We start from the raw sequence: 12,089 nt of genomic DNA on the forward strand, positions 1-12,089 counted from the left end.
GATTTTCACCAAATCCCATTTAAATAATGCAGCGTGTTACTATCTGAAATTCCCTCCAAATTTACATTAGTAAAAGGAAAAGTTGGAAAGACCAATTCAGTCATTACCAGTTCACCATCATTGATAAAAATTTCGATGGATGATCGATCGATAAATAGCCTGATATTTTTTACGTCAATTGCATGTAAAGGAGCATTATGTACTGCGGGGAATTCCGTGCTGAAATCAATAAATCCAGATTGAGTTCGGTCAATTTTCAATTCTTGATCTGATTTTTCAATAATCACCCTATCTCCTTTATCATTGGAAATATGGATTTTGAAATCTTCTTGATTAGGAGAAAGTAAAAGCTCAACTAACTCATTTTCTAATTCGAAGGAATTTCCTGAGACAGTTATTGATTCCGTTCTTAATTTTTCTATTTCTTTGACAGGTCTTGATGCGACTAAATATCCATTATCTTTTTTGACCAATTCAAGGTTTCTTGGAAGTGTGGTGGCGGAGCGCCAAGGGTGGGTAGGAACGATTTGGGCATATTGCCAATTGCTCATCCAGCCAATAAACAGCGTTCTTCCATCTGATTCAGGTACATTTGACCAGGTTACTCCGGCATAATTATCCGCACCGTAATCAAGCCATAAGGTTTCTGAACTTTCGGTAGAGAAAGTTTTGCCATCGAAATTTCCTACAAAATACTGCGTTGCGGAACCTCCCTGAGGGCCTCCAGGATTGATGCTTACAAAAAGGATCCATTTTTGGGTACCGTCCGTATCAGTCAGCGGAAATAGGTCCGGACATTCCCAAACTCCCCCATAGGCTGCCCAATCCGGATTGAAGTCACTTTCAAAAGTCCAGTCCAACAAATTAGGTGAAGAATAGAAGCTGATTTTATCCCAAACAGCCAAGGACATAATCCATTTTCCATTTCCTTCTGAATCAGCATACCACCTAACCTTAGGATCACGGAAATCCTTGATCCCAGGATTCTTAAGAACCGGATTATCTGCATAGACGGTCCAAGTCCTACCTTTGTCCAGGCTGTAGGCAATGCCCTGAGTCTGGAAATCAACTCTACCTTCTTTTTCGCCGACAGGGTCATGATAGGTAAAAATTGCAATCATGGCTGGATTTTGAGGTGAACCCAAACCGCTGGTATTGTTATGGTCTATCACCGCCGAACCGGAGAAAATCCAACCGTTTTTGTCAGGATAAATGGCGATGGGCAAATGCTCCCAATGTACCAAGTCTGTAGAAACCGCATGTCCCCAATGCATTGGTCCCCAAACTGTGCTATCAGGATAATATTGATAAAACAAATGATATTCTCCATCCAAATACACCATCCCATTCGGGTCATTCATCCAATTCGCTTCAGGAGAAAAATGATATTGAGGGCGAAAGGGCTCAGTGAAAGATTTGGTGTCTAACTGACTCGATTTCTCCTCTGTTGTTTTACAGGCAAAAAAAACTGAAAACAAAGAAATGATGATAAAAAGAGATTTTTTCATGTTGGCGGAGATTTTTGATTTTTTAAAATAGGGGAAAATTAATGAACCACAAAAGGAACAAAAGTGAACAAAAGATATAAATTAAAACAAAGGAATTACAAAACATCCATATATAGTTAAGTCTTTTGTGTTCTATTGTCTCTTTTGTGGTTCATAAAATTAAACGCTATAATTTCTTCAGACCTTTTGTCTGTTCCTTAGTAGCTTCTACAATGCTTATCGCATATCCACCTCCAGGTGCTGATTCCTGACTGAGCGTGGATTTATTCGTAACCACTACTTTTCTGATGGTATATGCCTGAGGGTTGTTCCGGTAATGGGCATCCTTGGCATCAGCATAGATAGTGGCAATGTAAGTTTTGTCAGCATCTAAGAAATCAAATGAAATCGTAGATGTTCTTACAGGTACACCATTGACATTGCCTACAAACCAATTGTTGCTGTCTTTTTCTTTTCTGGCAACAGTGATAAAATATCCGGGTTCTGCTTCCAAATATTTGCTTTCATCCCAATCAATGGCGACATCCTTGATGAATTGGAAGGCATCCATAAAACGTTCGTAATTCTCCGGTAGATCAGCTGCCATCTGAAGTGGGCTGTACATGGTGACATAGAGTGCCAATTGATTGGCTATGGTACTGTTTACCCAAGAATTATTTTCAGGGTTGATTTTGCTGATGTCCATTTCAAAGATGCCTGGAGTATAATCCATTGGCCCACCAATCTGTCTGGTAAAGGGCAATACAGTCACATGATTAGGCTTACTGCCACCGAAGGCTTGGTATTCTGTTCCTCTAGCGGACTCATTGGCAATGAGATTGGGCCAAGTACGGGCAATCCCCGTTGGCCGGACGGCTTCATGGGCATTGACCATGATTTGGTAGTCAGCGGCTTTTTCTATAGCATATTGATAATGATTGACTATCCATTGACTGTAGTGATTTTCTCCTCTTGGAAGAATATCACCTACATAACCGCTCTTCACAGCATTATAGCCATTGTCTTTCATGAATTGATAAGCCCGATCCATGTGTCTTTCATAATTTCTCACTGAAGAAGAGGTCTCATGGTGCATGACCATTTCTACTCCTTTGCTTTTGGCGTAATCCCTGATGCCCTCCAAGTCAAAATCGGGATAAGGGGTCAAAAAGTCAAATACATAATCTTTGGAATTTCCAAACCAATCCTCCCAACCAATATTCCACCCTTCTACCAAAACGCCGCTAAATCCATGTGCTGCAGCAAAATCAATATAGCGCTTTACATTGGCAGTGTTCGCCCCATGTTTTCCATTGGGTTTGGCTTTCGAAAAATCAGTTTCCCCTAACCGGACAGCCGGAAACTCATCTGTGTAAGCCCAGGAGCTTTTACCGGTAATCATTTCCCACCAAACTCCGATGTATTTCATAGGTTTGATCCAAGACACATCTTTAATTTTAGAAGGTTCATTGAGGTTGTATGTCATTCTTGACGAGAGGATATCCCGGGCATCATCACTGACTATGACCGTTCTCCAAGGAGTATTGAATGGGGATTGAAGGTATCCTTTGTCCCCGTTGACATCTGGGGTCAGCCAAGATTCAAAGATGAAATTTTTGTCATCCAAATTCAGGTGCATGGTTGAATAATCCATCAATGCTGCTTCATGAAGATTGATATACAACCCCTCCGAAGTTTTCATCATCAGGGAAGTCTGAACTCCAGTTGGTGAAAAAGGTTTTTGGGAAAGATTGGCAGTGACTGCTTTTGCCATCAGGTCCCTTATTTCAGAGAGTTTGGATTCAGTGTAATCATATTCCTGAGTTTCATAATCTCCCGCAATCCAAAAAGCAGTATGATTACCGGACATTGCAAATTGGGTTCTTTCTTCTTTGACGACAAAATGCCCCAACTCAGGTTGTGTGGGAAACTCATATCTAAAACCCAATCCATCATCAAAAACCCTGAATCTGATAAGCAAGGTTCTATCTGTACTTGCCTGATTGATGGTGACTGCCAATTCGTTATAATGATTCCTTATTTTGCTTTCTTCGCCCCACACAGGTGCCCAGTATTCATCAAAAGAGTCGATTTTGGTGCTTATCAAGCGGAAACCATCCATCAGTGTAGGTTGATTTTTAATTTCAAATCCCAGTCTACTTGGTTTTACCACTTCTTTACCTTTAAAAGAAAGTTGATAAACTGCTTTTCCGTCCACTAGGTTGAAATCTAGTTTTACATTGCCATTTGGTGATTGGATTGATTGTGCAAAAATCAGTAAAGACCAAAGGCATAAGAATAGAGTAAGTAAAATGTGTTTTTTCATTTGCTTCAAATTAAAGTGTTAAGTTACAAAAATCATTTTTTGGAATGATGGAATTTAAAATATTTAAAGATCTCTGTAAACCAGAATACGAAAGAGGTCAATCCGGCCCAGATCAAAAGTTCTGTCAAAGATACTTGTCTAAAAGAAAAAAGGTTTGATAAATAGGGTACTTCTATGATTATCATTTGGATTGCCAATGAAATCAATAAGGCATAATTCAACCATTTGTTTCCAAAAATCCCGAGCGTGATAGTTGATCTTGTCAGGCTTCTCATGTTCAAAGCATTGAATAACTGACTAAAACCCATTGTGATAAACACCATTGTTCTTGCTTTTTCAATTCCCTGAGGCATATACCATAAAAATGCAGTAATAGATAATCCAACCATTATAAATATATTAATCGCCAAAAACGGCAAAACTGTTTTATTAAGAATCTTTTCTTTAGGATCAATAGGAGGACGATCCAATTCATCACCTATTCCTTTTTCTGTAGCCAGAGCTTTGTCACAGAATCCATCTGTAATCAGGTTGATCCATAAAATCTGGGTGGCAGTTAAAGGCATGGCTAGACCTAAAGAAACCGCCGAGATAAGTGTGAGTATTTCAGCGAAATTGGTTGTCACCAGAAAAAAGCTTGTCCTTCTCGCATTGTTGAATACTATCCTGCCCTGTTCTATAGCTTTTACAATCGTAGTGAAATTATCATCTGCCAGTACCATAACAGAGGCGTCCTTGGCCACATCCGTACCCATAATTCCCATTGAAATTCCTATGTTGGCTTGTTTCAATGCGGGGGCATCGTTCACTCCATCTCCCGTCATGGCGATCAGGTCACCGTTCTTTTGGAGGGACTTTGCGATTTTCAATTTCATTAACGGGGTAAGCCTTGAAAAAACATCTGCATTCTGAACTGCTTTGTCAAAATCCTTTTCATTCATTTTTGACAATTCTGAATCAGTATAGACCAAATCTCTTCCTTCTTTAACAATACCTACTTTTTTGGATATGGCTAAGGCGGTTTCTGCATGATCTCCAGTAGCCATAATGACTCTTATTCCAGCTCGTTGACAGGATTGCACAGCTTCCAGAACACCCGGTCTTGGCGGGTCTAGCATGCCGGCAAGTCCTATGAATTGAACCTTATCATCTTTTGTTTTTTCGGAAGCATTTTCAGATTGTGCCAAAGCCAAAACCCTGTAGCTTTCTTTTGACCAAGCAGAGATTTTCTTATGTATCAAATCCCGTTCTTTATTGGACATTTTGATAGTATCTCCTGTCTTTTGCCTTGATGTAGTGGATAAATCGAGAATAGCTTCAGGGGCCCCAATATAAAAGCGAATTGATTTTCCCTCTTTTTTCACTAAAGTCGATCTGTATTTGAGATCTGAGTCGAAGGCGTTGTTCTGTAAAATATCCAGTTCTTTTGATTTCCCTGCTTTATTGGCCAAAACCAAAAATGCGGCCTCAGTTGGATCGCCTGTGACCTGAAAATGACCTTTTTTCTTTTTCTTTATCGCCGTTTGGTGACAGTGCGCAGAAATTTCAAGAAACAGGTTCAATGCCTCTACATCTCCTTTATCACCTACGAAATCACCCGAACTTTCCCAACCTTCACCTTCCACTTTTACGGTTTTTCCTCCAGGAATCCAGACGGTTTTTATGGTCATTGTATTTTGTGTTAGGGTACCGGTCTTGTCGGTCACAATGGTGCTTACTGAACCCAAGCTTTCAGTAGCAGATATTTCACGAATGATAGCGTTACTTTTGGACATCCTGTAAGAACCAATCGCAAGCACTATGGACAATACGGCTGGTAATCCTTCGGGTATTGTTGAAACCAATGCGGCAATAGAAATCAAAAGAATCTCGCTGATTTCGGCATCTTGAAAAAAATAAGATACCATAAAGAGCAATACGGCACTCCCGATTGCTATAAACGCCATCTGTTTGGCTAATTTGTCTGTTTTGAGTTGAAAATTGGTTTTTTTCGGTTCAATATTTTTGAGAGATTTTGCTATTTCTCCGATTTTGGTATTCATTCCAGTTCCAGTGACAATAGCTTTTACTGACCCACTTGCCAAAAAAGTACTTTTCCAGACCATGTTTACTTTATCCCCCAAGGGGACTTCTTTTTTCAAAGGCGCAGTATTTTTGTCAACCGGTGCGGCCTCTCCGGTCAGAGAGGACTCAATGGTTCTGGCGTTTTTTTCGTAGATAATCCTGGCATCTGCCGGCACATTATCTCCCTCTTCAAGGCTTATAAGGTCTCCGGGGACAAGGTTTTTGGAATGTATCGTTTGGAGCTTTCCATCTCTGATTACTTTGCATTTAGGTACTAAGAGGTTTTTAAGCGCCGCAACAGCTCCTTCTGCTTTGTATTCTTGTATAAATCCTATGAGTGCATTGATCAGAATGATCACCAAAATCACATAGGTATCTATGTAGTTCCCTGTAAAATAGGAGATTAAAGCAGCAATCAGGAGGATATATACCATGAGATTGGTAAACTGCTTCAGGATTATTTTCCAAAGAGGTATACCACCTGGGTCAGGGATTTCATTCAGACCGAATTTTGTCTGACGGAGCTTGACATCTTTCTCATTCAAGCCCTTTTTGCTTGTGTTCAATAATTGAATTATGGAATCTGCTTCCTGCGCATGTGGTGCTTCAGGTAATTCAATCATTTTGTCAAAGCTGATTTTACCATTACAAACTCACTGATGTTTTCCTGATCGAGGATTCCTAAAAAGTGTCCATTTTCAATCACGAAAGCTACTTTCTTGTTTTTTGACATCATGTTTCTCCATGCTTCATCCAAGTCCTGTTGGGTTTCGATCTTTAGTGGGTTAAAATCTGCTACTTTTTCAACTAGCGTAGATTCGTTTCCCTCTTGAAGTCCTTTTATAATTTCATTTCTGCTAAGTGTGCCGATGGCCACATCGTCTTTAACAACCACAAAATGAGTGGCTTGAGAATTAAGTAGTTTTTCCACTGCTTTGGATAAAGGAGCATCGAAACTTATTATCTGAAATTTCAGCATCAGCGCATCATTCACTTTATAGCCTTTCAAAAAACTTTCCTGCTGGGTATGACTCACTTCTGCACCTGCACCAAGGAAAATAAATAAGCCTATCAGAACCAATATGGGATTGTTGAACAAACCGAAGAAAATAAAGAAAATGGCTAAGAACTGACCTATTCCTCCTGCAATCTGAGTTGCTTTGGCGCGGGGGAGTCTGATAGCTAAAAATGCACGTAAAACTCTTCCTCCATCCATGGGAAATGCAGGAAGCAAATTGAAGAGTGCCAAAACCAGGTTTGCAGAAGCTAAGTACAGGATGATTGTATTGGGGTTGATTTTGATCTCTTCCAGATTTTCCAGATCGAATCCTGTGATGCTCAAAATGGTGGAGAGTATAATAAAAAGCCCAATATTGACCAAAGGACCTGCGATGGCCACCCAAAGTTCCTGCTTTGGATCTTCCGGAAGTTTTTCCAGTCTGGCTATTCCCCCAATAGGATAGAGGACAATATCTTTTGTTTGTATACCGTATTTCTGTGCTGCCAATGCATGACCAAATTCATGCAACACCACACAGAAGAACAAGGCCAATACGAATATAATTATCCAAAAAATATCTATCCAAGGCATCCCTTGGCGTAAATTGGAGATAATTATCCAAAGCAAAAGAAGGGAAAATGTCCAATGGATGAAGACCTTGACATTTTTGTATTTTCCTAAAAACAATGAAAATTTCATATAGTTGATTTTTGTTTGTCTAAGGTACTAAATTTGGTTTTTATCAAATTGACAATACAAATAAAACCTACATTAATTTATTAAATGCTGATTTATATCAGCAATGAAAAGGATTAATGTTTTATCTTTTATTTCCTAACTACACTGTTTTTGAAGTAAATATCAAACTATGTTCTGAAATACTTAATATTAAATTGATTATCGGAATATTATTTCGATTTTGCTCAAGGATTGCACTATTTGCTTAGTGTTTTTTCTTATCTTCGCAGAAATTATTTATCGGCAATAAAGAAATCCGGACAATCCAAACTTTCGATGTTGTCCGCCTGTTTAAAGAAAATAAACCCAATTTCAATGTCTTTTTCACAAGAAATTTACAAACCCCAAAATCACATAAGAATTGTTACAGCAGCATCTCTGTTTGACGGGCATGATGCTGCCATCAACATTATGAGAAGGATTATCCAATCCACAGGTTGTGAAGTAATTCACCTGGGCCACAATAGGTCAGTTCAGGAAATTGTTGATTGTGCCATCCAGGAAGATGTACAGGCCATTGCTATCACTTCTTATCAAGGGGGTCATGTTGAATTTTTTAAATACATGTATGATCTATTGAATGAAAATGGTTCAGGTCATATAAAGATTTTTGGTGGGGGCGGAGGGACCATTCTGCCTGAAGAAATCAAGGAACTGCATGCCTATGGCATTACCAGAATATATTCACCGGATGATGGGCGTTCAATGGGATTGCAGGGGATGATTAATGATCTGGTCAAACAGTCAGATTTTCCGATCGGAAAAAACGTTTCAATCGATGCACTGAACAAAGCAGAAAAAAGAAACATAGCCAGGGTAATCTCTGCAGCAGAAAACTTCCCGGAAGAAAGTAAATCAATTCTTCAAAACTTCAAAGAGGTTTCTGCTAAAAGCAAAACTCCGGTATTGGGAATAACAGGGACTGGCGGTGCAGGGAAATCCTCTTTGGTAGATGAATTGGTAAGGAGGTTTTTGTATGATTTTTCGTATAAAAATATTGCCATTATTTCAGTAGATCCCTCCAAAAGAAAAACAGGTGGGGCCTTATTGGGAGATCGAATTAGGATGAATGCGATCCATCATCCCCGGGTATATATGCGCTCGCTGGCAACAAGACAATCCAATCTGGCCCTTTCAAAATATGTACAGGATGCTGTTGATATTGTCAAAGCGGCCAATTTTGATCTCATACTCCTGGAAACTTCGGGAATTGGTCAGTCTGATACAGAAATAGTGGAGCATTCTGACATGTCGCTCTATGTGATGACTCCGGAATATGGTGCCGCCACACAATTAGAAAAGATTGACATGCTGGATTTTGCTGATATCATTGCACTCAATAAGTTTGACAAAAGAGGCGCACAGGATGCCCTCAGAGACGTCAAAAAGCAATATAAGCGCAATCATAATCTTTGGGATATCAAAGACGAAGAAATCCCGGTTTACGGAACAATCGCTTCCCAATTCAATGATCCGGGAATGAATAACCTCTATAAGGGGATTATTTCCAAACTGGTAGAAAAAACAGGAGTTGACCTTACCACCTCCTTTGGTCTGAGTAAAGAAGTATCAGAAAAAATTTATATCATTCCCCCGGCCAGGACCAGGTATCTTTCGGAGATTTCAGAAAATAACCGAACATATGACAAGTGGGTGGAGCTTCAAAAAGAAGTGGCCCAAAAACTATACAGCATTCAAAAGTCCATTGAAGCGATCAAATCAGCAAAAGTTGCCGATGAAGACAGGCTTATTAAGGAATTGCAGGAAGTCTATGCTCAGGTAGAGTTGGAACTTGACCCCAAGAATAAAAAATGGCTCGAGGAATGGCCGGATAAAGTAAGTCGCTACCAAGATGATTTTTATGTTTTCAAGGTCAGAGATAAAGAAATCAAAGTTCAGACATACTACGAATCTCTTTCGCAAACAAAAATATCCAAAGTATCCCTTCCAAGGTATGAAGCTTGGGGAGACGTATTGAAGTGGGGATTGAAAGAAAATGTCCCGGGTGAATTCCCCTATACTGCCGGAGTTTTCCCATTCAAAAGGGAAGGAGAGGATCCTACCAGAATGTTTGCAGGAGAAGGCGGTCCAGAGCGGACCAATAAGCGCTTCCATTATGTGTCAAGAGGATTGCCTGCCAAAAGGCTTTCGACTGCATTTGACTCGGTTACGCTATATGGTGAGGACCCCGATTATAGACCGGATATTTTTGGTAAAATCGGAAATTCCGGAGTCAATATCTGCTGCCTTGATGATGCCAAAAAGCTTTATTCAGGGTTTAATCTGAGTGATCCAATGACATCGGTTTCTATGACTATCAATGGACCTGCTGCCACCATGACGGCATTTTTTATGAATGCAGCTATTGACCAGCAATGCGAGATCTACATCAAAGAAAACGGTCTGGAAGAAGAGATAAAACAAAAAATAGATTCAATTTATAAAAACAAGGGAGTAGAAAGACCAAAGTACAATGCTGAAATACCCGAAGGAAACAACGGTCTTGGTTTGATGCTACTTGGTGTAACAGGAGATGAGGTGCTTCCTGCTGAAGTTTACAATAAAATAAAGGCTGAAACACTTTCTAAAGTAAGAGGTACAGTCCAAGCAGACATTCTAAAAGAAGATCAAGCACAAAATACCTGCATATTTTCCACTGAATTTTCTTTAAGATTAATGGGGGATGTGCAGCAATATTTTATTGAAAATGCCATAAGAAATTTCTATTCGGTTTCTATTTCGGGATATCATATTGCAGAAGCAGGAGCCAATCCTATTACTCAACTTGCACTGACTCTTTCCAATGGTTTTACCTATGTAGAGTATTATGTATCCAGAGGAATGCCAATCGATCAGTTTGCTCCAAACCTTTCGTTCTTTTTTTCAAATGGGATTGATCCCGAATATGCTGTAATTGGTAGAGTTGCGAGAAGAATCTGGGCAAAGGCCATGAAATTAAAATATGGTGCCAATGAACGTTCTCAGATGTTGAAATACCATATTCAGACTTCAGGAAGATCACTTCATGCCCAAGAAATTGACTTCAACGATATCAGGACTACGCTTCAGGCCCTATATGCAATTTATGATAACTGTAACTCACTTCACACCAATGCTTATGATGAGGCAATCACTACACCTACAGAAGCTTCTGTGAGAAGAGCTATGGCTATTCAATTGATAATCAATAAAGAATTGGGACTGGCAAAAAATGAAAACCCCTTGCAGGGTTCTTTCATTATTGAAGAATTGACAGATTTGGTAGAAGAGGCTGTCTATTTGGAATTTGATAAGATTTCTGAACGGGGCGGGGTTCTTGGTGCCATGGAAACCATGTACCAAAGAGGCAAAATACAGGAGGAAAGTCTGTATTATGAAACGCTCAAGCACACAGGTGAATATCCGATAATCGGTGTGAACACTTTCCTGTCATCCGAGGGTTCACCGACTGTCACGCCGGGCGAAGTAATCAGGGCAACCAATGAAGAAAAAGAAATTCAGATACAAACGCTCAGGTTACTACACGAAAGAAATGCAGACCTTGTAGAAAAACAGCTTCAAGAACTTCAGGAAGTCGCAGTCAAAAACGGCAATACTTTTGAAAAACTAATGGAAGCTAGCAAATCCTGTTCTTTGGGACAAATTACCAGGGCATTGTATGAAGTTGGAGGGCAGTATAGGAGGAATATGTAATATTGTAAAATAGGAAAATTTTAAAATTCGAAAATTCAAAAATCAACACCAAAACAGGAGTTTACAATTTTTCATTTTTCGAATTTTTCAATCTTTAAATTAGATTAAAATGAGCAAAAGAAACGTGACTGTTCGTATGATATCGGATTATGAATACGAAGCCAGTAACCTTCAGGGAAATAAGGTGGCAATTGATATGTATGATGCCCCAAATAAAAAAGCACAATCACCTATGGACCTTCTGCTTTCTGCACTCGGGGGCTGTGGTTCTGTGGATGCTGTCCTGATGATGAAAAAGAAAAGAAAGACCATTGTGGATTTTTTTGTTGAGATAGAGGGGACAAGGAACGATGGAATTCCTGCCTACTATACCCATATAGAAATGAAATTTGTATTAATTTCACCTGATGCCAAAGATGAGGAATTTGCCAAAGTGGTGGCCTTATCGGTAGAAAAGTATTGCTCTGTGGCATCTTCCTTAAAATCAGAAATCAGGTTTACATCTGAAGTCAGGAGACCGATATGAGGGTAGTTAAGGAATTTGTGAAAAATGAAATCAGGATATCTGTTTTCTCATGGAATAATAAATACCTGATAAAATTTGAGCAGGGTCCAATGGAACAAACTTTTAAAATTCCTGAGACAGATATTTTGGAAGAATCTGATCTGGATCAGTTTTACGAAGGTGATTTTTTTGAAGAAGTGACCCAAAGATTCAAAGAAATGGGAAAAAGTTTTCGAAAACAGATTGAAAATCTTTAGATTTATCTATTAACCAATA

The 12,089-nt window shown here is 39.3% G+C and carries 7 protein-coding genes; 3 read left to right on the forward strand and 4 right to left on the reverse strand.

What is annotated here, in order from left to right; all coding sequences use genetic code 11:
- Positions 1–5: 5 nt before the first annotated feature.
- The 4 genes from B9A52_RS14145 to B9A52_RS14160 form a co-directional block, all read right to left on the reverse strand.
- On the reverse strand, positions 6–1,508 hold the full coding sequence (locus B9A52_RS14145) for a glycoside hydrolase family 32 protein (protein ID WP_084121070.1): 1,503 nt from the start codon (positions 1,506–1,508) through the stop codon (positions 6–8).
- A gap of 166 nt (positions 1,509–1,674) precedes the next feature.
- Positions 1,675–3,813: a glycoside hydrolase family 97 protein gene (locus B9A52_RS14150; protein WP_084121071.1), complete on the reverse strand. Its 2,139-nt coding sequence runs from the start codon at positions 3,811–3,813 to the stop codon at positions 1,675–1,677.
- Positions 3,814–3,845: 32 nt separating this feature from the next.
- Positions 3,846–6,500, reverse strand: coding sequence for a cation-translocating P-type ATPase (locus B9A52_RS14155; RefSeq protein WP_084121072.1), 2,655 nt, complete (start codon positions 6,498–6,500; stop codon positions 3,846–3,848).
- Positions 6,497–7,576: a site-2 protease family protein gene (locus B9A52_RS14160; protein WP_084121073.1), complete on the reverse strand. Its 1,080-nt coding sequence runs from the start codon at positions 7,574–7,576 to the stop codon at positions 6,497–6,499. The genes B9A52_RS14155 and B9A52_RS14160 overlap by 4 nt, the downstream gene beginning before the upstream one ends.
- 354 nt (positions 7,577–7,930) lie before the next feature.
- Between B9A52_RS14160 and B9A52_RS14165 the strand changes: the two genes are divergently transcribed.
- The 3 genes from B9A52_RS14165 to B9A52_RS26460 all read left to right on the forward strand — a co-directional run bounded on the left by B9A52_RS14165 (position 7,931) and on the right by B9A52_RS26460 (position 12,070).
- Positions 7,931–11,308, forward strand: a complete 3,378-nt coding sequence (locus B9A52_RS14165; protein ID WP_084121074.1) for a methylmalonyl-CoA mutase family protein — start codon at positions 7,931–7,933, stop codon at positions 11,306–11,308.
- Between the two features lie 109 nt (positions 11,309–11,417).
- Positions 11,418–11,834, forward strand: a complete 417-nt coding sequence (locus tag B9A52_RS14170; protein ID WP_084121075.1) for an OsmC family protein — start codon at positions 11,418–11,420, stop codon at positions 11,832–11,834.
- An 89-nt stretch (positions 11,835–11,923) separates the two neighbouring features.
- Positions 11,924–12,070: a hypothetical protein gene (locus tag B9A52_RS26460; protein WP_317045521.1), complete on the forward strand. Its 147-nt coding sequence runs from the start codon at positions 11,924–11,926 to the stop codon at positions 12,068–12,070.
- Positions 12,071–12,089 lie beyond the last annotated feature (19 nt).

Source organism: Aquiflexum balticum DSM 16537 (assembly GCF_900176595.1).
Lineage (GTDB): Bacteria > Bacteroidota > Bacteroidia > Cytophagales > Cyclobacteriaceae > Aquiflexum > Aquiflexum balticum.